24 protein-coding genes and 1 pseudogene are annotated in these 23,097 nt (G+C 61.5%); 10 read left to right on the top strand and 15 right to left on the bottom strand.

Annotated features, from left to right (window positions below):
- Window positions 1-125: 125 nt before the first annotated feature.
- From Bsp3421_RS25065 to Bsp3421_RS25075, 3 genes are read right to left on the bottom strand one after another with little or no spacing between them, the layout of a single operon-like run.
- Window positions 126-1,022, bottom strand: coding sequence for a plasmid partitioning protein RepB C-terminal domain-containing protein (locus tag Bsp3421_RS25065; protein ID WP_273998554.1), 897 nt, complete (start codon window positions 1,020-1,022; stop codon window positions 126-128).
- Entirely contained in the window at window positions 1,019-1,933 is a 915-nt protein-coding gene (locus Bsp3421_RS25070; RefSeq protein WP_273998556.1) for a ParB/RepB/Spo0J family partition protein, read from the bottom strand. Before Bsp3421_RS25070 ends, Bsp3421_RS25065 begins: the two co-directional genes overlap by 4 nt.
- Window positions 1,926-3,422: a recombinase family protein gene (locus Bsp3421_RS25075; RefSeq protein ID WP_274004345.1), complete on the bottom strand. Its 1,497-nt coding sequence runs from the start codon at window positions 3,420-3,422 to the stop codon at window positions 1,926-1,928. The genes Bsp3421_RS25070 and Bsp3421_RS25075 overlap by 8 nt, the downstream gene beginning before the upstream one ends.
- Before the next feature lie 854 nt (window positions 3,423-4,276).
- Here Bsp3421_RS25075 and Bsp3421_RS25080 point away from each other — a divergent pair.
- Both Bsp3421_RS25080 and Bsp3421_RS25085 read left to right on the top strand, forming a co-directional pair.
- Window positions 4,277-4,852 carry a recombinase family protein gene (locus Bsp3421_RS25080; protein ID WP_273998558.1) on the top strand — a complete coding sequence of 192 codons (576 nt, stop codon included), beginning with the start codon at window positions 4,277-4,279 and terminating at the stop codon, window positions 4,850-4,852.
- A gap of 518 nt (window positions 4,853-5,370) precedes the next feature.
- On the top strand, window positions 5,371-6,843 hold the full coding sequence (locus Bsp3421_RS25085) for a P-loop ATPase, Sll1717 family (RefSeq protein WP_273998561.1): 1,473 nt from the start codon (window positions 5,371-5,373) through the stop codon (window positions 6,841-6,843).
- 386 nt (window positions 6,844-7,229) lie between these two features.
- Here Bsp3421_RS25085 and Bsp3421_RS25090 read toward each other — a convergent pair whose 3' ends face one another.
- On the bottom strand, window positions 7,230-8,492 hold the full coding sequence (locus Bsp3421_RS25090; protein WP_273998330.1) for an IS256 family transposase: 1,263 nt from the start codon (window positions 8,490-8,492) through the stop codon (window positions 7,230-7,232).
- Window positions 8,493-8,539: 47 nt separating this feature from the next.
- Here Bsp3421_RS25090 and Bsp3421_RS25095 point away from each other — a divergent pair, with 47 nt between their 5' ends.
- Window positions 8,540-9,019, top strand: coding sequence for a DUF2778 domain-containing protein (locus Bsp3421_RS25095; RefSeq protein WP_274004346.1), 480 nt, complete (start codon window positions 8,540-8,542; stop codon window positions 9,017-9,019).
- Window positions 9,016-9,303, top strand: coding sequence for a hypothetical protein (locus Bsp3421_RS25100; protein ID WP_273998563.1), 288 nt, complete (start codon window positions 9,016-9,018; stop codon window positions 9,301-9,303). Before Bsp3421_RS25095 ends, Bsp3421_RS25100 begins: the two co-directional genes overlap by 4 nt.
- A gap of 19 nt (window positions 9,304-9,322) precedes the next feature.
- On the opposite strand, the pseudogene Bsp3421_RS25105 reads toward Bsp3421_RS25100, so the two are convergent.
- Window positions 9,323-9,496, bottom strand: a pseudogene (locus tag Bsp3421_RS25105) (lysis system i-spanin subunit Rz); the annotation flags it as partial.
- 19 nt (window positions 9,497-9,515) lie between these two features.
- Here Bsp3421_RS25105 and Bsp3421_RS25110 point away from each other — a divergent pair.
- The 3 genes from Bsp3421_RS25110 to Bsp3421_RS25120 all read left to right on the top strand — a co-directional run bounded on the left by Bsp3421_RS25110 (window position 9,516) and on the right by Bsp3421_RS25120 (window position 11,005).
- Window positions 9,516-10,223, top strand: coding sequence for a PRTRC system protein B (locus tag Bsp3421_RS25110; RefSeq protein ID WP_273998565.1), 708 nt, complete (start codon window positions 9,516-9,518; stop codon window positions 10,221-10,223).
- A gap of 103 nt (window positions 10,224-10,326) precedes the next feature.
- Window positions 10,327-10,713: a DUF1493 family protein gene (locus tag Bsp3421_RS25115; protein WP_273998566.1), complete on the top strand. Its 387-nt coding sequence runs from the start codon at window positions 10,327-10,329 to the stop codon at window positions 10,711-10,713.
- Between the two features lie 16 nt (window positions 10,714-10,729).
- Window positions 10,730-11,005 (top strand): hypothetical protein, encoded by a 276-nt coding sequence (locus Bsp3421_RS25120; protein WP_273998568.1) that lies wholly within the window; start codon window positions 10,730-10,732, stop codon window positions 11,003-11,005.
- 441 nt (window positions 11,006-11,446) lie between these two features.
- On the opposite strand, the gene Bsp3421_RS25125 is transcribed toward Bsp3421_RS25120, so the two are convergent.
- From Bsp3421_RS25125 to Bsp3421_RS25165, 9 genes are all read right to left on the bottom strand, one after another.
- Window positions 11,447-12,475 (bottom strand): GntR family transcriptional regulator, encoded by a 1,029-nt coding sequence (locus Bsp3421_RS25125; RefSeq protein WP_273998570.1) that lies wholly within the window; start codon window positions 12,473-12,475, stop codon window positions 11,447-11,449.
- Between the two features lie 19 nt (window positions 12,476-12,494).
- Window positions 12,495-13,646: an ABC transporter substrate-binding protein gene (locus tag Bsp3421_RS25130; RefSeq protein ID WP_273998572.1), complete on the bottom strand. Its 1,152-nt coding sequence runs from the start codon at window positions 13,644-13,646 to the stop codon at window positions 12,495-12,497.
- Between the two features lie 80 nt (window positions 13,647-13,726).
- Window positions 13,727-14,779 (bottom strand): CobW family GTP-binding protein, encoded by a 1,053-nt coding sequence (locus Bsp3421_RS25135; RefSeq protein WP_273998574.1) that lies wholly within the window; start codon window positions 14,777-14,779, stop codon window positions 13,727-13,729.
- Window positions 14,780-14,796: 17 nt separating this feature from the next.
- The gene (locus Bsp3421_RS25140) at window positions 14,797-14,979 is read right to left on the bottom strand and encodes a hypothetical protein (protein WP_273998575.1); all 183 of its coding nucleotides are present in this window, start codon (window positions 14,977-14,979) and stop codon (window positions 14,797-14,799) included.
- Window positions 14,980-15,107: 128 nt separating this feature from the next.
- Window positions 15,108-15,869, bottom strand: a complete 762-nt coding sequence (locus Bsp3421_RS25145) for an SDR family NAD(P)-dependent oxidoreductase (RefSeq protein WP_273998576.1) — start codon at window positions 15,867-15,869, stop codon at window positions 15,108-15,110.
- A 41-nt stretch (window positions 15,870-15,910) separates the two neighbouring features.
- Window positions 15,911-16,666, bottom strand: a complete 756-nt coding sequence (locus Bsp3421_RS25150) for an SDR family NAD(P)-dependent oxidoreductase (RefSeq protein ID WP_273998577.1) — start codon at window positions 16,664-16,666, stop codon at window positions 15,911-15,913.
- Window positions 16,663-18,027, bottom strand: coding sequence for an MFS transporter (locus Bsp3421_RS25155; protein WP_273998579.1), 1,365 nt, complete (start codon window positions 18,025-18,027; stop codon window positions 16,663-16,665). The genes Bsp3421_RS25150 and Bsp3421_RS25155 overlap by 4 nt, the downstream gene beginning before the upstream one ends.
- 36 nt (window positions 18,028-18,063) lie before the next feature.
- Entirely contained in the window at window positions 18,064-18,951 is an 888-nt protein-coding gene (locus Bsp3421_RS25160; RefSeq protein ID WP_273998580.1) for a polysaccharide deacetylase family protein, read from the bottom strand.
- A gap of 20 nt (window positions 18,952-18,971) precedes the next feature.
- Entirely contained in the window at window positions 18,972-20,300 is a 1,329-nt protein-coding gene (locus tag Bsp3421_RS25165; protein WP_273998582.1) for an amidase family protein, read from the bottom strand.
- A gap of 329 nt (window positions 20,301-20,629) precedes the next feature.
- On the opposite strand from Bsp3421_RS25165, the gene Bsp3421_RS25170 reads away from it, so the two are divergent.
- The 3 genes from Bsp3421_RS25170 (at window position 20,630) to Bsp3421_RS25180 (ending at window position 22,501) form a co-directional block, all read left to right on the top strand.
- Entirely contained in the window at window positions 20,630-20,926 is a 297-nt protein-coding gene (locus Bsp3421_RS25170) for a hypothetical protein (protein ID WP_273998584.1), read from the top strand.
- Between the two features lie 128 nt (window positions 20,927-21,054).
- Complete coding sequence (locus Bsp3421_RS25175) at window positions 21,055-21,288, top strand: hypothetical protein (protein ID WP_273998586.1); 234 nt, start codon at window positions 21,055-21,057, stop codon at window positions 21,286-21,288.
- 112 nt (window positions 21,289-21,400) lie between these two features.
- Complete coding sequence (locus Bsp3421_RS25180; RefSeq protein WP_443111524.1) at window positions 21,401-22,501, top strand: serine hydrolase; 1,101 nt, start codon at window positions 21,401-21,403, stop codon at window positions 22,499-22,501.
- Between the two features lie 22 nt (window positions 22,502-22,523).
- Here the strand turns inward: Bsp3421_RS25180 and eco are convergent, their stop codons facing one another.
- Complete coding sequence (gene eco / locus Bsp3421_RS25185; RefSeq protein ID WP_443111525.1) at window positions 22,524-23,060, bottom strand: serine protease inhibitor ecotin; 537 nt, start codon at window positions 23,058-23,060, stop codon at window positions 22,524-22,526.
- Window positions 23,061-23,097: the final 37 nt, after the last annotated feature.

Genomic DNA, 23,097 nt, shown 5'->3' on the forward strand with positions numbered 1-23,097 from the left:
ACACAGACAAAGGTTTGGCAGCAAAATGTAGAAAGCTGCCGCGACCAAGGATGTCAAGACTCAGAAGCTGAAAGCAAACTTCGGCACCGGCAAGATTGCGCAAAATCCCGCAATGGCCGAGGCTGTTACTCTCGCTCGGTGATGCGATTGTCAGCCGAGATCGCATCCATCGTCGACATGAGGCTTGCCAGCAAATCGCCGTGATGCCTCCTCAAATGGCCTTGAATGTTATCGTTGCGAAGCAGGCGCGCCATGAAGCTTTTAGCGACGACCAGCGATAGCATGGTGTCGCCAATCTCGTCCTCGACCGCTTGACAGTCTTGCCGAAGCCGCTCCATTTCGCTTTCCATCTTCGCGAGGTCCTCGTTCGATATTTTGTTCTTCTTCGGCTTCACCCCATCCGTCAACGCCTCGGCACGAGTAGCGACCAAGATCATTTCAGCGTAAGCCGCGGTGAGCTTATTGGCCGCAACCATCATTTCGGCCGCTTCGATCTGCCGGTATGGCTTCATCTTCTTTAAGATCGAGAAAACCTTCGTTGATGCTTGTCGGTTCTTGAGGATCGAGGCAGCCTCGGGCGCGACGCCATCTAGCAAAGTTGCCCGCTCCCGAATGTTCCGAACATCCATCCGAAGCACTTCGGCGATTCGCTGCTCCGACGCACCCTTCGCCAACGCGGCCCGGATCATTTTGTGCTCTTGTACTGCCGATAGACGAGTGATGTGCCGATTGAAGGTAAATCCTTCGTCGTCGGTCGCGACCATGCACGGAGCGGCCTCACGACCGAGTTCTTTTAGCGCCTCAAGGCGCAGCCTTCCATCCAGCAGATCATAGTCGCCCAGACGCCGAACCGATCGGAACACAGCGAGCGGCTCGATGACGCCCAATTCAGCAATAGAGCTGAGAATGGTTTTGTATTTCGGGGTCGCTAGGGCACCTTTGGACAAGGAGGAGACTGCAATTATCCTGTCAAGAGGAATCTCGACGACCTTTGCTTCAAATCCGTGCCTGACATTGCTCATGGCATAAGCTCCGGTGGGATGCGTGAGGCGACAGCCTCGGGTATGTCCTTGATGCCTTCCGCTCTCAACAGCGTCCTGAAATGCTCGTCTGCAAGAAAGTGCCGCAGTGCCGACGTGATAAGCAACAGCCGTTGCTCTTGCAAATTGGCGTTCTGCACAATCATCTTTTGACGGCGGACTTCATTCTTGTAGGTTCGCAGAAGGTTTTGCGGAGTCGGCTTTTCACGCGGAACCGGACGACCGTGCAATTTTTTCCCAGACACCTCGCGCTTACTAAGAAGGCGCCGAACACGCAGCAATTGATCTCCGGTCAGCGTCTTGGACTCGTAGGCGGCGACCATAGCTGCCTGAATCTCGCCGCTCGATGAACGAGCGACCTCGACGGCAAGCCAAAGGGGCATGACACGCTTTTCCACGGCCTGTATCAGCCGCTGCTCTCCTTTCTCCAACAGCTGCAAGATGCCGTTGATGTAGCACGCATCGAGATTCGTCTTTTTTGCGATTTCCTCTGTGTCGTAGCCCTTCTCACGCAAAACCTGAAGGCCGCTCAAAAGCTCAGCGGTCGAGTGTCGCCGCCGAGCGATGTTCTCGGTCAAAGTGATGAGGTAGCGATCGACTTCACCGGCCTCGACAATGGAGCAAGGGATCATCGTCTCGCCAAGCGCTTTCAAGGCTTCCAGACGGCCTTGCCCGCACAACACCTCGTGCCAATCGCCGTCCGCGTCGTGGCCTCCATGCGCAACCGTTATTGGCCTTTTGAGCCCTACCGACGCGATGTTCTCGACAAGCTGCGAGAAAAAATATGGATTGCGCGTTCTCGGGTTTAACACTCGAAGCCGATCGACCGGAATCAATGCGATCTGCTCGCTACGCGAAATCGCGGACACGACTTTGTCTACGCGGTCATTCATAACTGACTCCCTTTAGAGGGACGCGGCGAGCCAGGTGGCAAAGCATACCCAGGTCGTCATAGCGATATGCCTCAAAACCGAAATCGTTGTGGTCGCCCAAGCGGACGACATCTGACGAGACGTCAACGGCGGGTAGGAGGTAATAATCGCGGATGGACTTTGCGTCGAGCTCCATTCGAACCGCGACCGTGATATCGGGGCGCAGCGCGTTATCAAAGCGGATGATCCAGCGATTCGAGCCGGCCCCGGTCGGCCGGCACCGCGACAGGGCTAGCGACACCTTGAACTCTTCGTTGACCCAAAGCAGCCCGGACACGACATCTCGCTCGACCCGCGCCCCCGCCTCAGCCATCGCCCGCTCAACGGTCGAGACGACCTCGGGATGAAGCTCCCGCAGGCGACGGTTGATCTCGACGTAACGATAGTCCCTGTCGGGCTGATATCCAATGAGGTCATAGGTTCGAAGCAAGCTGCCGAAACGGCACGCGTAGGCGCTACTCGACGGGCAACTTGGCGACTCGTCAATGACGATGCCTGAAAGATAGCCGTTACGCAGCAGAAGCTTGCGCAGAGCGTCCAACATATCCGCATCGGTCAGACGGTAGGAGCGCGCGAGAATGATCTGGCGGGCGGCCTCGAAGATGATCCTATCAACGATCGGCTCGAACGCGTTGTCCGCCCGAATCCATGAAGCCGGCGGGTTGCGAACCCGATCTTGTTTGAGCTTGAACGACACCCGATTCCACACGTTGTCTCCAACGTATTTGTCGTTGGTTAGGACCTGATGGATGGTTCCCCGCGTCCAAAAGACGCCACGATCGGTGCGGACGCCGGCTTCGTTTAGAGTTGCGGCAATTTCCGCCTCAGACCGCCCCTCTTCGACGAACCAGCGATAGATCATTCGCACGGTCGCGAGCTCGTCTATCGGCCCAGGAACAAGAATGACGCGATCTGTTTGGATCGCCTTGCGTTCCCCTCGTTTCAACTCGTGCCTCTCGCCGGTCTGTTCGACGCGAACGCGGCGCAAGCCGAATCCTGCCGGCCCACCTTGCCGAAATCCATTGCGGATGTGGCGGCATTGACCCGCGTAGACCTTCACACTTAGCTCGCGGCTGTATTCTCCCGCCATCGTCCGCTTGACGCTTTTGATGATGCTTGAAACGGGACTGCCGTCATTCTCGAACTGTTCGGCGCAGTAGAGCACTTTCACGCCCGCGTGCTTGCAGCGAATTTCGTAGCTCGCGCTTTCGTCCGGATCTTGAAAGCGGCCCCACCGGCTAACGTCGTAGACGAGAATGACAGAAAAATCTGCGATCCCCGACTCCACGTCGCGAAGCAACCCTTTCAATGAATCGCGCCCGTCCAGGCTCAGGCCGCTCTTCCCCTCATCGGCGTAGAGGCGCACAACATCGAGGCCCCGACTTTCGGCAAACGCCCGGATGACGTCTTTCTGATTTTCAGTTGAGTATTGTTGGTGCTCCGTCGACATCCGCACATACGCCGCCGCGCGGCCTCGGCCGTCACCATCGTGTGGGATTCTGTTGCGCGATGTCCGTTCCACCCTGCCTCCCGAGAACCACCGAGGGGTCTGCTCTGTCGCTGCATGCTCCTTCGGAGTAGAGACAGGCGGCCCAGTTTCGACGCTGCGTTCAGGGAATATAGTTTTGGAGGCGCGAAAAATGTTGCCGACAACACGCAAGAATTTGCGCGGAAAGAGAAAAGAGATCGGAGCTGAATATCCCTTGGCAATCGCCATGGCACTCAAAGAAGAGCTCGGCGGCTCTCGGCAGGCGATCAAAAAGCTCGCCCGGTGGACCGGTGCGAGCGAGAGAACGGTCCAAAATTGGCTAGGCGGCGTGCGCGGCCCAAGCGGCCCACACCTAGTGGCCTTGGCGAAGCATTCCTCCGCCGTCCACTTCGCCTACCTTTCCATGACCGGTAGAACGGACGAGCCAGAGGTGGACGTCAGCACATCAGTGGTCTTGCTTCGAGAGGCTCTCTCTTTGCTGACCGCCTGTCGCCGTTCAGAGTTGAGCTGACTTGGCTGGGGCAAATACTAGCTGCATGGATATTGGTAAGTTAGAACCATCGTTCGTGCACCTTTGTATCTACATGCCGCAACTGGTCGGTTTGTACCACTTACATGAAACTGTCTTTCGATTTCACGTCTTCACAGATTCACACCTGATCCGGCGGCTACCGGCTTCCGCTCTAGCTGGCCGTAATGTCCAAAACCGAACCCTTTCGAACATAGATACACAACCCTGTCCATAAATAAGGCCTCGCCCATTTCGTACATAGGCTATGATTCGGACGTCCTTTTCGAACAGCCCGGAGTGCAATATGTCGCGAACCTTCGCATACGCCCGCGTCAGCACGACAGATCAAACGCCAGCGAACCAACTCCGCGAGATCGAAGCGGCAGGCTTCACTGTCGACAAGCGCCGGGTCGTTACCGAAAGTATCTCGGGTAGCATCAGCGCGGATCAGAGGCCGGGATTCGCTGAGCTACTTCTCAAGATGGAAGAAGGTGATGTGTTGATCGTGACGAAGCTCGACCGACTTGGCCGGAATGCGATGGACGTGCGCGCAACCGTCGAAACTTTGGCAGATCGCGGCATCCGGATTCATTGCCTCGCGTTAGGCGGCGTCGACCTAACCAGCGCGGCCGGCCGCATGACCATGCAGGTATTGAATGCCGTCGCCGAGTTTGAACGCGATTTGTTGATCGAGCGGACTCAAGCCGGCATTGCAAGAGCAAAGGCCGAAGGGAAAGCGATCGGCCGGCCGTCCGCACTATCCAAACAACAGCAGGACAATGTTCGGCAACAGCTAAGCCAAGGAGCGAGTGTGGCAAGCCTCGCGAGACTATACGGCACGAGCCGACAAACGATCATGCGGGCGCGGGACGTCGGTTAAGAGTCGATCCTTTCAAATACCCTTTCGGATTCGTTCGACGCCAGCCCGCGCCGCAGCGGGACGGCGGCGGCATGGGATATTTTTGCGCGCAGCGTTCCAGACGAAGAGGAAAACTTTCAAGACCCGCCGTAGAGTGCTATCTGTTCGATCAGATGTCTCCAACATTGTCTCCAAAAAATAGTCAGTTTGGAGATATATTTGGAGATACGCGGAGCCTTGCTGGACAAGACGAACAGGCCGGAATGCGCGCTTATCTCCAAATCTCCAGCAAGTTTTGCTTCCGCGACAAGGCGACGTGGATGGATGACGTCGTTGCGCAAGGATTGCCACTCCGCGCAGCAAGGCTGCACATGACAACAACCGCACGATAACGGGACGCCAGAATGACCGAGCATGTACGCAGAAGACGTAGGCCTAACCGGACTAGCAGGGCAACACAATCGACGACCGCCCTCACCAACGCGCCGCATTCGCAGAATGCAGGAAGTGTTGCGAATCAGCCTCGCACCCAGAGGCCAATGGAACGGCATACGCGACTAAGCTTCGATGAGGCAAAACTCCAATCTATTTATCAAGAACTGCGTGACGGATGGATGCTAGAAGCAAAATCCGAAGACAGCCAAAGATATTTCTTTTACATCGACGAAGTCGAGTCCATAAAAGCCGGGCGAAAGTCCTACGTGATCGGCAGAAAAGGCACTGGGAAAACGGCAATCTCTGAGCATTTGCTCTCGATTTCAAACTACAAGACTTTCTGCGACAGATTGTCGTTCAAAAACTTCCCATTCAACGAGCTCTACTCAAAAAACAACGATAAATACAAGTCGCCCAACCAATACATAACGATCTGGAAATATATAATTTATAGCTATATTTGCAGATTGATGGCGACCAACCAGAATATTGAGTCTGGAATCCGAGATGCTCTCTCGAAAGTCTTTCTTCACGATCCAGCCAAGACGCTAGCTAGCTGGGTGCACAAATGGACTGGCACGGACTTCAATCTCAGCGTCTTGGGAATAGGAGGCGGCGTAAAAGGTCAAATTATCAAAGACCAACCTGATTGGATTTCGCGCGTCGACACGCTCGAAAGAATTATCTCAGACAACATCGACTCCTCGACCTACTACATTCTGTTTGATGAGCTCGACGAAGATTACCGAGACATCACCGACAAAGCTCAACATGAAAACTACACATTCCTCCTGACGGGGTTGTTCAAGGCGGTGCAGGATGTGAAATCGGTATTCCGCCAAACCGGGGCAAATCTATTTCCGATTATCTTTTTACGAGATGACATCTACGATCTCATTGACGATAACGACAAAACAAAATGGGATGACTTCAAAATAGATCTCAACTGGAACGAAGACAAAATAAAACGATTGCTGGCTTTTCGCCTATCCAAGGCATTCGACAAGAATGGCGTAATCCTGCCGTTTCCTGATGCATGGAACGCAATATTCTCCGCAACATTAATCAGCCCTGGCGGCGGATACGGCAAACCAATGCCCGTATACAATTATATAAGCAGAAGCACTCAACTTAGACCACGCGACTATGTTCGATTCCTTAAAGTCTGCGCGGAAAGAGCACTGGAAAAAGATAAAATACGACGAATCGGCGAGCGCGTAGTAAAAGACGCAGACAAGGCCTTCTCCAACTATCTCAGAAGCGAGCTAGTTGATGAAATCAGGGGCGTGATCCCAGATATTGCCCAAGTCTTCGGCGTTTTTTCCGAGCTAAGAACGCAAACAATGAAGATCGAAGATTTTCGACGCGTATATAGCAAACAGGCGACCGAGAAAGGATTCTCACAAACCGATGTTGACTGGGTGCTCCAGATTCTTTTTCTATTTAGCGTCATAGGAAACCAACCAAAGCAAATAAATCAACAAGTCTTTAGATATAAAAACAAAGACGCAAATCTCAACTTCAACGAACCCATAGTCGTTCACCGGGGGCTCTTCAAATCCCTTCAAATAATATAGATATGCAGTTGCCACGATACGTCGCTCATCCTTGGCACCCGGAGAGCGACGGATAACGGCAAATGTTGTACCGAAATTGCCCTGATAAGCGAGGGCGGTCGTTTGCATACCGTGACCGGGCGACCGCCCTTTATCTTCGATAAGAGCCTACGATGACCCGATCACCTGATGGGCCGCACTGTCTGTTTCGGATCCCCCATGCTCTTTCTTGTGAGCAGGTGGAACCGCCGTCAGCCCCTTAGCCGATCACCTCGTTGGTACATTTGTTGGTATTTCGACCTGAAGAGTCCTCAAACGCCGCTCCAGTTATACAGATATGAATTCTGTCGGGGGACCAGCCGGACCTGTCCGCATTTTTGTGGGCGAGGCGGTTGAACAACCAGTGATCAGCGGGCTTGCGTAAATCGCTCCCCGAACAGAATAGCAAACTGGTTCATCGCGGATTTCCAGTCGAAGGTCGTTCGTACCGACTTGGCCAGCACGTTGCGCAGCGCGAGCCAGAGCAGTTTGACGGCGGCTTCGTCGTGTGGGAAGTGACCGCGGGTCTTGATGATCTTGCGCAGTTGCATGTTCAAACTCTCAATGGCGTTTGTGGTGTAAACCACTCGCCGAATGTCCGGCGGAAACACGAAGAACGGTGTGACGTGCTCCCAGGCGCGCTGCCAGCACTGGACGATCATCGGATACTTGTTTCCCCATGGACCCTCGGCGAAATCCTGTAGCGCTTGCTGGGCCGCTTGCGCACTGGCCGCGGCATAGATCGGGCGCAACGCTCTGGCGAGTACGCTGCGATCCTTGTAGCTGGCAAACTCCAAACTATTACGGATCAGATGCACGATGCAGGTCTGCACGGTAGTCTGGGGATAAACCGTGCCGATTGCCTCGGGAAGTCCTTTCAGACCGTCAACCACGGCAATCAGAATATCCTGGCAGCCGCGTACCTTCAGTTCATTGAATACCTTGAGCCAGAACTTGGCGCCCTCGGTCTGCTCGATCCACAGCCCCAGCACGTCGCGCTGGCCGTCAGCCTGGATGCCCAGTGCCAGATACACGGCCTTGTTGCTGACGATTCCGTCATCGCGGATCTTGACCCGCAGCGCGTCGAAGAACACCACCGGATACATTGTTTCGAGCGGCCGGCTTTGCCAGGCGAAAGCCTCGGCCATGACCTCGTCGGTTACCGAACTGATGAAATCGGGAGACACCTCGGTACCGTAGCTCTCTGCCAGAAACGCTTGAATCTCGCGTACGCTCATGCCGCGCGCGTACATCGCGATGATGCGCTCATCGAAACCGGTAAAGCGGCGCTCGTGCTTGGGAATCAGGATTGGCTCGAAGCTACCGTCGCGATCACGAGGCACTTCGACCCGGACCGGGCCGCGCTCCGTCATGACCGTCTTGCCGCTGGCACCGTTGCGCTCGTTGGCCTGTCCAGGTGGCTTGGGCTGTCCGGACGGGTAACCCAGGTGCAAATTCATCTCAGCACCCATGGCGCGCTCGATGAGTGCCTTGTTGAAGGCCAGCATCAGGTTCTGCACCTCGGCTGGCGTCATTGGACCAGTAACCAACTGGTCAAGCAGTTCTTTGGGCAGGTCCGGCAGCGGGCCCCGCTCCGCCGCCTGCGCAGCGGCTGTTCGTTTTTTCGGCATCGGCATATCCATGACTTTTACCTCTCATGATATGCCCCGCCCACAAAATCCCGGACAGGTCCTTCGAACTCAACAGCAAAAGCACATCGTTTCTGAACTGTCCTGGCGTTGGCATGCTGCCCGCGTTCTCCGGCAGAGATAGCGGGCGCGACAATCCTAACGCGACGGGCATCGAAACGATCGGGCCTATTCCGAAAGGCACGTATTACATCGTTGACAGGCAATCTGGCGGCCGCCTAGGGTGGCTGCATGACGCTTGGGGCCAACACGGCTTTGGCAGTACCGACCACACCCAGTGGTTTATGCTGTGGAACAAGGACACCGGCGATTCGACATACGTCGGAAAAATCAAACGCGGCCAGTTTCGCCTACACCCGGTCGGCCGCATGCGACTTAGCGAAGGCTGCATCACCGTCACGAACCCAACGACCTTCTATAAATTCGCCGAGTTCTTGCGAAAGAATGGGGCCGATTTGCCTGTTCCCGGGTCGAACCTCAAAGCCTACGGAACGGTTGAAGTGAAATGAAAAAATTTGGCCGCATTGCACTGAGCATTTTCGTCACCCTCATCGGCGGGTGGATACTCGGCAATGCCATCATCAACCTTCCCATGAACATGCCCAGCCTGCTCGACGACGGGTTGCGCGCACTGTTGCACGTGACAGGGCATGACGAACTTGCGAACCCTGACGACATGCCGGTACTCGGCATGACCGCAGTTCTTATCGCGTCGACCCTCGTTGTTGGTGCAATCGTATGGGCGGTGAATATCGCAATCGCGCGCACGCAGACCACCCGCGCACGCACCTGACCGGCCGCCCTGTTTCCCATTAGCGGTCGCCGCATCCTGGCACATCCGACCGCACCGCGCAGACGTAAGCCTGCAACACCTTCAATTTGTCGATCTCGCGTTGGTCGTCGGCCGCGACGGCGAAAACGCGTTCCGCAGTCGCTCGGTCGACGTCCGCATAGGCGGCGGCTCCATCGCCCACGCCGGCGGCGCCGGCAACCCACGCAGCACGTGTGATTGAAGGCACGCCGGTACTGATGGCCGGACAGCCCATCACTCGCCAGCGGCTAACAGATTTCGTCTCCGCAGCGGCGAAACATGTCGGGCACTTGGGATTCATTCATGAGCGCGCGATTTTCTCCGCCCCCGGCACGGTCGCGTGGTGGACGCCAGCAGGACAGCGTCGGGTGTGGTTTTCCGCTGCTGAACCGATCGGCACTCGATCCGCAGTAACGCAACACCCCGCGTTGCTGTTTATTGCAAACGGAAAAGAGCGGTTCGTGTTCGCACTTACCGACAACAGCCGTCCCACCGCCGACACGCAACTGTACCAGGCGCCGTATTTCAACGTCAGCAATAGCGGCTGGATCTGCACTGGCAACGTCGACGTCACAAGCAATCCAAACGCGGCAGACATTGAACACTACGAAACCAACGAGTTTTTCCGCAGCAGGTTCACCCACCCGAACGCCGCGAAATTGATCAAGGGCGGCAGCGCAACCGCCCTGTGGGCGCAGTTACTCGACGGAGCTGAGTTCCCGACCAAGCACCTCATACGGAGCAACCTGTCCGTCGCCGCCGCCAATCAACGTCAACCGGCCTCCCCTCACTCGCGATCGCAAGTACCCCCGGGACCACATGTGTCGGGGCAGTTCCTTCTTGCTTGCATAAGTTCCGAAGATAACCTGGGTCGACAACTGCACCACAAATGGCATCCTTAAGGAATCCATCAGATTTCCAATATCTGTCGCGTACTAGCTGCATCGAAAAATCCCCCCGCTACAATAACCGGCTGGTGAAGCCTGAGGACCGGGTGCTCTAGTCATGCAAGACAACACATGGGAACGCCTGGAGGCGTTTGCACGAGAAGAGCTTGGGCGCCCTCTGTTCGGTGGAGCGCTGACTTTTAGTCCGGAATCCAGACTTGAGCAGGATCTAGGTTTAACGGGCCTCGATGCGGTCGAATTCATCGAGAAATGGGCGACAACGTTCAACGTGGAAATCCGGGACTTTCCACACCGCCGCTACTTCGGCCCCGAGGGGCAAGAACTGCTGTCGTCGGTGATTGGGCTGTTCTCGAAGCGCCTTCGCAAACCGGAACGGATTCCGTTGACCCTAGGCATGCTTGCTGAAGCGACGCGACTCGGAAAATGGGATACGGACGCAGTTGAAGCTGCTGCGGGATGGCTTCCACATGCGCCGTCCCTCTGACGGCGAGTCGCGTTGAATGAAATTACTCGCAAAGCTCATCGTAACGATCCTTCTCACACTCAGCATTTCGCGCCTGATCTATTCATCGGACTGGGCGGATGCGTGGTATCGCAGCCCGACCGGCCAACGGGTATATGAATTCCTCGCACGCTTCTCCGGCATGAATGGAGCCGACCAACGCGACAATTTGATATTCCTCGTCATCGCCGGCATCTCTCTTATTGCCGCATTGATCATGGTCTATATTTCTGGCCGCCTCATCCGGCGACGTGAGACGAAAGCGCCTCATTAAGTGCTCGAAGATTTGCTGACTCGACAAGCGTACTTGAACGGATGAACTCCATGGGGCAGCGTTTTCAACCACCCCACAAGATGATTCGATCTGCCATTCTGAAACGGGAAAGCGAGGTTATGAAACTCGCGGCACGTGATATCTCGCGCAAGGCGGCCTCGATCGCCAAGAATAGGGCCTCTCCATCCTGCCACCAAAGACAGATAGTAAGAAGCGCGCAACACGCTGAGTGTCGGTGAGGGTATCGGTCCTTGATACTCGCAACGCTCAATCCTCGACGCATTCCAACGTAACGGCCGCCAGCGATGGCCTAGGTAATCATCCACGAAACACAACGGCTTGGTTAAGCGCCCCAACGACGAGGGATCATCACATTCCCTCAATTGCCCAATACTTCGCCTGGCCATCGCTCAACGGGGCACCTCGTATCCAGCTTCCCCCTCAAACAATCCGCTGCATATACCCCGGCAACTCCGGCTCCGGCAACACCGCCAACACCTTCAACCGTTGCAACGTACGCCGGCACCCCGCCTGCAGGTGCGCGGCAAGCGCATCCGCTGCGCCATTCGCATCCCCCGCGATCAATCGCGTCACGACCTCGCGATGTTCAACCAGCGTGCCAACATCGGGATGCATATGAAACGCCTCATAGAACGCATGATTCACCGTCAACGGCATGTGCGCGCGCCCGACCATCCCGAGCAACTTCCGATTGGGTGCATACGCGAGGCACTCGACATGCAGTGTCAGCTCAAGCCGATGTAACGCGGCGGCATCGACCTCATCCGGTGTCGCAATCGCACGGTCGAGCGCATCACGCGCAGCAACCGGAACGTCGTGCGATAAAAACGGCTGGCTCGCCGCCAGCGCGGCCGGCTCCAACAGCATGCGCAACTCATAGTCCTGCGCCACCGCACGCGCCGTCAGCGGACCACACAGCCAGTGCGAATACGCGGTTTTCTCGACGAGCCCCAGGTCGCGCAATCGCTGCAGTGCTTCGCGCACGACACCCCGGCTCACGCCGAACGTATCCGCAGCGTCCCCTTCATTGATCCGGAAATGGCCGAACACGATGCTCAACGACACCGCGGCCTCCAGCGCGTCATAGATCCTTTCGCTGTGAGACGGCAGGTCGAGCGGCGGCGGCGTCTCGTCGAAACCGAGTGCAGCTTCCGACAGCGGCTCGCGCACCGGCGACGGAACACCGCCTTCCGGATGTGCGACCAGATAGCCCCGTCCGTCGAACGTATGCAACAAACCGCCGGCGTGCAGCATTTCGAATGCCTTGCGCACCGGTACGCGGCTCGTGCCGAACAGCCGCGCGACCGGCCCTTCGAGCAGCACGAGGCCCGCCGTGATCCGGCCGCGCACGATCGCGCTCTTCAAACGGTCGTGAATCAGTTGGTAGCGCAGCCGGCTGTCGGCGCCGGTGTCGGGCATCATCGCGGCGGACCGCTCACGTGTCGTCATCGCCGGAGAATACGCGTCGTCATGCGCGCATGAATTCGTTCCATCGGCGCGCCAGATAGTTATGTTCGTCCATTACGGAATTCCAGACTGCAATGCGGCCCATGCGGGCCGCGTAGCCGCCGCCGTCGCGGCGCTGCCCCGCGGCCACGAGGCGTTGGCGGCCCGGCCCGGGCAGGTCCCGCGCCGCCGGCTCGCCATCGTACCAGTAAGCCCATTCGTCGACATCCAGCTGCGCGCGCACGCGCGCCGGGTTGGGCAGATAGAGGCCCTGCCGCATCATGGCCGCCCCCGCCGCACCGTCCAGCCACCAGTTCAGGTAATCGTACGCGGCATCGAGCACCCGCCCGTGCGCGGCACGCGACACCGCGAGGCCACCGAACCACGCACGGTAGCCTTCCCGAGGCGCAGCCAGGGTATGACGCACTCCTGCGCGCGCCAGCTCCCCGACAGCCGGCGACCAGATGCTCTGGATCGCCACCTTGTTCGCGATCATCAGTCGCGCCGCCTCGGCAAAGCTCGACCAGAATCCGGCGAAATGACCGCGCCGCTTGAACGCGACCAGGATGGCAATCAATCCGTCGATCTCTTCGATCGTCAGATTGCCGAGGTCGGCAAAGCGCATCAGTCCGCTCGCCTCGACCGCAAGCGCCGCATCGATCGCACCGATCGCCGGGTCCGCCTGCAGCGCCACGCGTCCGGCCAGTTCCGGCGCCAGCAGCCATGCCCAGCTTTCACCACCCTCCAGCAGCGCCGGCGGCAATGCATCGGCGAGATACGCGAAACTGTCCGCGTTGTGCGTCAGCGGCAGCATGCTGATGCGCGCGGTCGGGGTAGCCCCAAGCGATCCGTCCGCCTGTACGTACAAACGGTTCGCCGGTCCACCGCCCGCGCGCGCGCGCGGATGCCCCGGCAGGCAGCCGGTGCGCGCGAGCGGCCCAATGCCGTCCCACCCCCGGATCCTCGCCAGCTCGAGCGGCTGCAGCGCGTGCGCGGGCCACAGGCAGTCGAGACTATGGAACCACTGGTCGTACAGTTCGTAGCCCTCGGGATGCATCACGCCGTCGCGCTGAACCGCCGAGCCGTCCTCGACCAGGAAACGCAACCGGATCCCGAGATCCTGCTCGGCAGCCTTGCGCACCGGCTCTTGCAGCGTGACGGTGGTGCCGAGCACGCGCAACTCGACACGCGCCCGATGCACGGCGGGCGCGCGCGGCGCGGCGAATGAAGACGTGGAAGGCAATCGCGTGGGCATCACTGGCGAGGCTCCGAGAGTGCGAGTCGGAAACGATGGTACGAAGCGTCGAGTGCGTCGCGTGACAATCCGTCGACGATGAACACGAGCCGGGACACGCGCTCATCAACGGGCCATGCATCCAGATGCAGCACCGGATGCACGAGGTGCTGAACAGCATGCAGCACGACCGGCCGGCTCGCTCCGGCCAGCGCCAGCACGCCCTTGACCCTCAGGATGCTATCACCGTGCCGATTCAGCAGCAGTGTGAACCAGAGCGTGAATACCGGCCAGTCGAGTGGCGCGTCGAAATCCAGGCAGAACGCACGGATGCCGGCCGGCTCCGCGTCTCGCCGGTGCGCCAGCCCCCCGCGCCCGAAGCGCGCGGGCGCGGGCGGCGCCATCCCGGGCAACGCAGCCATGCTGGACTCCCCACGGCCCAGCCGTCGGAGCAGGTCGAGCGGATCGGCGGATTCGGCGAGCCATGCCAACAAGGCCGCGTCATTATCGAAGCTCTCTCGCGTCGCGATCGAGGCGGCGGGATTCAACGCCTGAATCCGTTCGCGCACCGCACGCAGCGCCGGCTCATCGCAAAGGTCCGTCTTGCTGATCAGCACGCGGTCCGCCGCGACGATCTGCGCGAGCCACTCCGGATGCCGGTCGCCCTGAGTCTTCGCGTGCAGCGCATCGACGACCGTCACCGTCGCGCACAGCGTGTAATGGCTGCGCACGATCGGATCGGCAAGCAAGGTCGCGACAATCGGCGCAGGCATAGCCAACCCCGTCGTTTCGATCACGACACGGGAAAAGGCCGACACGGCGCCGCGCGCGCGGCGCGAGAACAGATCGACCAATGCGTCTTTCAGCTCGCCCCGGATCGAACAGCAAAGACAACCGTTATCCAGCAGCACGGTCTGCGCCTCGACCTCGCCGATCAGCAGATGGTCGAGGCCCACTTCGCCGAACTCGTTGACCAGCACGGCGGTATCGCGCGCGGCTTCGCCGCGCAGCACATCGGCGATCAGCGTCGACTTGCCGCTGCCGAGAAAACCCGTCACGATCGTGACCGGCACGACATCGTAGGCCGCATTCATTCGCGCCCCTCCTCTTCCGCGAACATCGTCAATGGATCGAGCGGCACACCGAGCATTGTTTCCGCGGCCCGCCACACCTGAGCGAAGTCGTCGACGAGCACGCGCGCGCCGGTCGGCGACGACAGCACGAACGCCCGCCCGTGAAAATCGTCGAGCCCCAGCCTGACTCGCGCCAGCACCCGTTTCGCCAACGCGACCTGGACCTGTCGCTGGCGGCGTGCGTTGTCCCCGCTGCCCGCCACAACCACGCTTGACCAATGCCGCCCGCCTCCCAGCAATCCGCACATCCCGCACATCGGCGTCTCCGTCAGGGCATCACGTCGCCGGCATTCGGGCCGAGCGTCTGTCCGACAAACAGATTGCCGCCCGGGTCCGATGCGAGCAAGAGCGCGGCAGGCGCCACCTCGTCGGCAAGGCCGAAGCGGCGCAACGGCAATTCGGCAGCTTTCGCGCGTTTCCATGCGTCGCTGATTCCGTCGACCAGCGGCGTTTCGATCGGCCCGGGCGCGAGCGCATTGACCAGCACGTTGTCGGGCGCCACTTCGAGCGCGAGCGACTTGGTAAAACCGATCACCCCGGCCTTCGCGGCCGCATAGTGCGCAAGCTCGACGCCGCCCTTGATCCCAAGCTGCGACGCGACATTGATCACACGCCCCCAGCGCTGTGCCAGCATCGACGGGAGCGCGTGACGGGTACACAGGAAAACACTGCGCAAATCGACGCGCATCATCTCGTCCCACATCGCCACGCTCAGATCGACGCAGCGCGCCTGGGTCAGCATGCCCGCGTTGTTGACGAGGATATCGATCCCGCCGAATTGCGCGATGCAGCGTGCGGCGATCGCGCGTGCGCCGTCGTCCTCGCCGACATCGGCGAGCACCGTCGCGACCTCCGCACCCAGTCCGCGGCAGACATCGGCCGAGACGGCGAGCCGGTTGGCGTCACGATCGACCAGCACGAGCCGCGCGCCCGCCCGTGCATAGGCGCGGGCGATCGCGGCGCCGATCCCGCTGGCCGCGCCGGTCACGATCGCGCGCCGGCCGTCGAGCATCCAAGTTTGTTCGGACATGGTGGTTCCCTCCAGAGCAAATGGAACGGCGCACCGGCGGCTCAACCGGGCCAGCGCACCGTCAGGCCGCCGTCCGCGACGATCGACTGCCCGGTGATATAGGACGCGTCGTCGCTGGTCAGGAAGCGGATCAGCGTCGCGATCTCGCGGGCCCGACCGACCCGGCCCAGCGGAATGCCGCGCGCCGCCTGCGCAAGCCCGGCCGGCCCGAGCGAATTGACGGCGTCGAGCGACTGCGGCGTCTCGACGAGCCCCGGGATGACAGCGTTGCAGCGGATCCCGCGCGGCGCGAGTTCGACCGCGACCGCGCGGCACAAGCCGAGTACCCCCGCCTTCGCGGCGGCGTAATGCGCATGCGCATCCCATCCGTACACCCCGCCCGCGATCGATGACACCGCGACCAGCGCGCCGCCGTCCGCCAGCCGGCCCGCCGCGGCGCGAAAGGTGCGCATCACGCCCGTCAGGTCCACGTCGAGCATCTCGTGCCACTGCTCATCGCGCATCGCGGCAAGCGGCGCGGCACGCAACAGCCCGGCGTTCGCAACCGCGTAGTCGAGCCGACCGAAGCGCTCGAGCGCAACCTGTGCGAATGCGTCGACCGCCTCGGCCGAGCGCACGTCGACGGGATGCATCGCGCAACTGCCGCCCGCTTCCTCCACGGCGCGTTGAGTCGCCTGCGGATCATGCGGGTCCCCCGGGAAATAGCCGCCGACGACCGCGACACCCGCCTGCGCATAGGCAACCGCCAAGGCCTGTCCGATGCCGCTCGCGGCGCCGGTCACGAGTGCGACTTTCATACGCGTTCTCCTTGAACGAAATGATCGGGAACGACCGCCGGATCAACGTGCTTCGCCGCGAATACCAGCAATCCGGACAGCAGGCACGGCAACGCGCCGAACCACAGCGCGGCATGCATCCAGTCGCCACCCGCGTTCAGCATCGTGGTCACGCCCACGCCTGCGAGAATCGCGCCGACGGGCCCCATCGCATGCACGATCGCGCCGCCGGTGCCGCGAATCGCGGTCGGGTAGCTTTCGCCGATAAAAAACAGCGCGGCGGAATAAGGACCGATCAGGAAGAACAGCCCGATGCTGTACAACGCGACGACGACCCCTGTGTCGCTCGGCCCTGCCAGCATCGCGGCAAAGGCCAGTCCGCCGAGCATCCAGCCCGCCGCCAGCGTGTTGCGCCGTCCGATCCGGTCACCGATCCAGCCATGCGTCAGGTAGCCGCAATAGCCCACCACGTTCGACAACACGAGAATCAGCAGTGAACCTTCGAACGACACGCCATGCACCTGGGTCAGCACCGTCGTGCCCAACACGCTGAACACCTGGATCGCCGCCCAGTTGAGCAGCACGCTGCCGCCGAGCACCAGCGTCGCGCGCAACGCGTCACCCCGAAAGGCCGCCGCGACACCTGCGCGGCGATGCTGCTCGTAGTCGACGCCATGCGCGGCTGCGAGCGATTGCGCGGCCGGCTCATCCCCATGTTCGCGCAGCCGGCGGATTTCCTGGTGCAGCAGAAATTGCGGGCTTTCCTTCAGCCGCCGGGTCAGGAAGACGATCACCAGCGCCGGAAACGCCGCGAACAGGAAGCAGCCCTGCCAGCCGATCCGCGGCAGCAGCAACGCGGTGAGGCCGGCCGCGAGCAGCGCGCCGATCGGCCAGCCGCCTTGTACCAGGCTGTAGAGGAACCCCTTGCGACGATTCAGCCTGGGATCGTTTGCGGCGGCGTACAACTCGTTCAGGTACGTCGCATTGACGGTTTCCTCGGCATAGCCAAGGCCCGCAAGCGAGCGGATCAGCACGAGCGGCACCTTGCCCAGCGCACCGCCTGCGACCGTCAGCGCCGAACACAGCGCGGCGCCCGCAACGGTCCACACCAGCCCCGCCTTGCGGCCGAGCCGGTCGAGCAACGGCCCGATGGCAAAGGCGATGACTGCCGTGCCGACCGCGACGTACGTGGCGATTTCCGCCTGTGTCCGCGTATCCCAGCCGTAGTGACGGCCGATCTCGGGCAGCAGGGTGCCGAACAGGATGAAATCGTAGACAGCGAACACCCACGCCAGGAACGCGACGAAGGTCGCGCGTCTGACGTCGGCGGGAAGAATCGGCGGCGGCGCATAAAGCGCAGTCGGTGCGATGGGCTGGGACATGGTGATGCTCCTCAACGGATGATCTGAGCAGGTTCGTCAGGCTGACTTCACGCGCGGCCGACGCCGCAGGAAATCGTCGGCAATCTCGTCGCAGGTGCAAAAGCGCACGCCGTCATGCGCCTTGAAGTGTGCGATCAGCCGTTCGAGCATCAGCAGCACTTGCGGACGTCCCGAGACATCGGGATGAATCGTGATCGGGAATACCGCGTAGTCGTGTTCGCGATAGACCCAGTCGAACTGGTCACGCCACATCTGTTCGATATCGCGCGGGTTGACGAAACCGTGGCTGTTCGGCGCCTTCTTGATGAACATCATCGGCGGCAGGTCGTCGAGATACCAGTTCGCGGGAATCTCGACGAGGTCTGTTTCCTCGCCGCGCACGAGCGGCTTCATCCAGGTGTCCGGGTGCCGCGCGTAGTCGATCCGGGTCCAGTTGTCGCCGACCCGCACGTAGTACGGGTGGAAATCGTTGTGCATCAGGCTGTGGTCGTACTTGATGCCTTTCTTCACGAGCAGTGCGTTGGTCACCTCGCTGAATTCCCACCACGGCGCGACATAGCCGGTAGGGCGGCGTCCGGCGAGCTGCGTGACCAACTCGATGCTGCGATCGAGCACCACCTCCTCCTGCTCCGGCGTCATCGCAATCGGGTTCTCGTGGCTATAGCCGTGAACGCCGATCTCGTGCCCAGCCGCCGCGACCGCGCGCATCTGCTCGGGGAAAGTTTCGATCGAATGCCCGGGAATGAACCAGGTGGTCCTCAGTCCCTCGCGCTCGAACAGCTTGAGCAGCCGCGGCGTACCGACCTCGCCCGCAAACATGCCGCGCGAAATGTCATCCGGCGAATCCTCGCCGCCGTATGAGCCGAGCCAGCCGGCCACAGCGTCGACATCGACGCCGAATGTGATCAGGATTTCCTTTGCCATCGTCCCTCCTCCTCTCTGGATCAGTCTTCGTGTTTTTCGATGGCGAGCGCGACGGCCAGCAGCGCGTCGTCGTCGCCTCGCGCCCGCATCAATTGCACGCTGGTCGGCCAGCCGCCGTCGTCCGCGCCGGCGGGCAATGCAATGGCCGGGGTATCGAGAAAACTGCCGGGCATCGTCAGTGCAAGCGTCGCGAGATTGATCCGGGAAAAGCGTTCAGGATCGGCTTCAAGCGGATCGAGCGGCGGCGCAACGTGTGCGACGGTCGGCGCGACGAACGTCGCATCGCCGAGTTCATCGCGAAACAGGGTCAGCAGGCCGGCACGCGCCGCGTGCAAGGTATCGAGACGACCATCGCTCAGATCGCGGCTGGCCTCCAATCGCCCGCGCACGCGCGGGTCGAGACCCTCCGCCTCGCTCGATTCGAGCAGCGCGCGATGGGTCTCGAACGCCTCGATCGCGCCCAACCAGCCGTATCGCGCGCCCAGATCGCGCACCTTGCTCAACGATGCGAATGCGTGCGCTTCGACACGCGCGCCGGTTTCCCGAAGACGCGCGACGAACTGCTCGAAATCGCGCGCGACCGCCGGTTCCAGCGTGTAACCGGACAGCCAGCCCGGATCGATAACGAACCGCTGCGTCCGCAGCGAGGCACATGGCGCAATGAAGGAGGCGCCGCGCACCACCGCGTCGAAGGCCATGCAGTCGGCAACGGTGCGCGCGAGCGGGCCGCCCGTATCGAGCGTCGGCGCGAGCGCGGTCATGCCGCCGCGCGGATAGCGCGCGGTGCTCGCTCGATAGCCGACCAAGCCATTGAATGCGGCGGGAATGCGGATAGAGCCCGCGGTGTCGGTGCCGACCGACAGCGGCACGATGTTCTCGGCCAATGCGATCGCAGCGCCCGACGACGAACCGCCCGGCGCTCGCGCACCTTCCGTCATATCGCCATGCGGATAGGTCGGTGTGCCGAAATGCGGATTGAGTCCCAATCCCGAATACGCGAACTCGCTGAGGTTGGTCTTGCCGATCGCAATCAGCCCCGCGCGCCGCGCCGCCGTCACGAGGGCTGCATCGCTTGCAGCTGACGCACGGCTGCGGTAAATCGCGGCGCCGGCCGTGGTGACGGCCCCGGCAACATCGAACAAATCCTTCCACGCAACCGGCACCCCATCCAATGGACCGAGCGGCTTGCCCGCACGCCAGCGTGCGGCGGACGCGGCGGCCTCCTCGAGCGCGCGCGCATCCAGCGTCGCGATGAAAGTCGCGCGAGCCTCACTGGCATAAGCCAACGCAACCTCGACAACGTCAAGCGGATCGGCGTCGCCACGGGCGTATGCATCGGCCAGCGCCAAAGCAGTCGATCCTGATCGCAACGGACACGTCATCGCCACACCATCCCAATAAATGTACTTCGTTGACAAAGTACGTTTACTGTAAGCCTCGGAAAATTCCGTCCAAATAGGACTTACCCTCGGCTGTGAGACGCGGCCTCGCGCTCGGCGAACCGGAACACCGGCATCAAAATGCCGACCCGACGCGGGGACACGAACACGACGTCTCCGACATGTCCGCCCCCTTCCCACCCCATCGCCTAAACTTCCCTACATCACCCCACCGTCCGCGCCCACCCGCCGCGCACGCCTCGCCGCCGCCCACCCGCGTGCGGCGCACGGAGGTCACCATGTCCGACCAACCGGCACTGCCAACCCGCGAACTCGACTACGAGGGCTTCGAGATCCACGTCACGCTGATCCCGATCCCGCCTGACGCAACGCACCAGACCTACGCCGGCTACGTCTGCCACCCTGGCGCGAACCCAACCCTGCCCGACCACGTCGTCCCGTTCCGCGCGGACGGCGAGGCCCGCTTCCCCACCCCCGACGACGCCGCCCGCGACGCCTTCCAGATCGGCCGCAGCATCATCGACGGCACGCATCCCGACCTGTCGGTGCTGTCGCTCGTCACGCACGGCTACTGAGCGGCTGCTGATCCCCCGCGCCCCGTCGCCTTGCCCCCTGCTCCGCTTGCTGCGATGATGGCCGGGAGACCACCGCGCCGGCCCGATGATCCGGCCACCATCAACCGCCCGCCGTCATCCGAACGCCCATGAACACGCCATCGCCGCCCCCGGAAAGCGCACCGCCGAAGCCCCCGCATCGCCCGCACAACCGCGCGCTGAACCTGCTCGCGATCTTCGCCGGCCTGGCAACCTTCGCCGTCGGCGCGGGCTGGGTGATCTACTCCTACATCGTCGACCGCGAAGCCCCGTACTTCGCGATCCCGCTGGTGTTCTCGGTCCCGGTGATCGTCGCCGTCGCGATACGCGGCATCTGGGACTAGCCCTCCGCTCTCCCTCCCGCGCCGAATTTATCGGCCGGCCGCCTGTCCTACCTCGCACCGTCCGTTTCCAGCCCGTCCACCGCCCATGACCCGTCACCTCCCCCGTCCGCGCATGACCGCCCGCCTCCTCATGCCGCTCGCGTTCGTCGTCTGGCTCGCCACCAGCCTGCTGCCCGGCGTCGCCACGCCCGCCCAGGCCGCCGGTGTCAACTGCACGAAGGCGACGCCGTCCCACGGGCGCCATTGCCGCGCCGTCCGCAACACGCACGTGAAAAAGGCCGTCCGCCCCACGAAGATCAGGAAGAAGCCGCGCCGAGCCCGTTCCCGCACCGATGCGGCCGCATCGCAACCGGCCAAACGCCGCGCGAACGCGACGCAGGCGAACGCATCCGGCCGCAAGCGCGGCCAGCCGCCGCGCATCGCCGCTGTCCGTCCCCAGTTGCTCGCGAGTTGCGGCTACACCCAGGCGTCGCGCCAGTTGCTGCGTTCGCGCGCGGTCTACGTGGTCGACGAGCGGACCGGCACCGTGCTCGCGGAAAAGCAGGCGAACCGGATCCTGCCGATCGCGTCGATTTCGAAATTGATGACGTCGGTGGTCGCGCTCGACAGCGGCGCACCGCTCGCACGGCGGCTGAAAGTCGGTGCGCAGGATCGCGACTACGAGAAATTCACCGGCTCGCGCCTGAAGGTGGGCTCGGTGTTATCGCGCAAGGACATGCTGCATATCGCGCTGATGTCGTCGGAGAACCGCGCGGCGGCCGCGCTGTCGCGCGACTACCAGGGCGGCCGTCCCGCGTTCGTCGCCGCGATGAATCGCAAGGCGCGCACGCTCGGCATGGTGAATACGCACTTCGTCAACGGCACCGGGCTGTCGCCGCGCAATGTGTCCACGGCGCGCGATCTCGCGAAGCTCGTCGCGGCGGCGAACGGCTATCCGCGCATCCGCGCGTTCTCGGTGGACAAGCGGCAGACCATGACGCCGGGCCACGGCCGTCTCGTCTACGTGAATTCGAATCCGCTCGTGCGCGCGGGCGACGATCGCATCACCCTGCAGAAAACCGGCTTCATCAACGAGGCCGGCCATTGCGTCGTGATGCGCTACATGGCTCACGGACGCCCGGTGGATATCGTGCTGCTCGGCGCACCCGGCCCGCACGCGCATATCGCGGATGCGGTCCGGATCCGCCGGTGGCTCGACTGCTCGCTGCGCTGACGCGCGCGGCAGCTCGGGCCGCTTACTGCTCGACCGCGCGCGCGACCTCGTTCGACGCGCGCCACAGGCGATAACGCACCTCAAACCCGCTCGGCACGTAGACGACGATCGGCAGACGGCTGTTGTAGCGCAACAGGTAACCGTCGCCGCGCACCGGCACGAAGCCGTTCTGCTTCGCCTGCCCCGGACACGCCATGAGCGTCGACGCCGGGCCGTTAACGTCGGCCAGCTGGTAATACGCGTAACCCCAGCCCTGCACGACTTCCTGCTTGAGGCTGCCGCCAAACCACTGCTGGTTGCAGTCGATCGGCATCGTCTTGCCGACGATCAGCTCGACGCGGATATCGCCTTCCGCCTGTTCCGCCGGCAGCGCGATCACCGCGCGTTTCTGGCCCGGCTTGGCGGCCGGGAACATCTTGATGTCCTCGGCCGATACCTTCGGCGTCAGCGGTGCATCGGCGCCCTGTTCGGGCGTCGCTGCCACCACCGCGCCCGCGGCGCCGGCCAACGCCGCGCAGATGACCCAGTTCGCGAAGCGGGAAACGGGATGCAATTTCATCGAAGAACTCCTGACTGACAGTGGATACGCAGCGCAG

Source organism: Burkholderia sp. FERM BP-3421, from assembly GCF_028657905.1.
Lineage (GTDB): Bacteria > Pseudomonadota > Gammaproteobacteria > Burkholderiales > Burkholderiaceae > Burkholderia.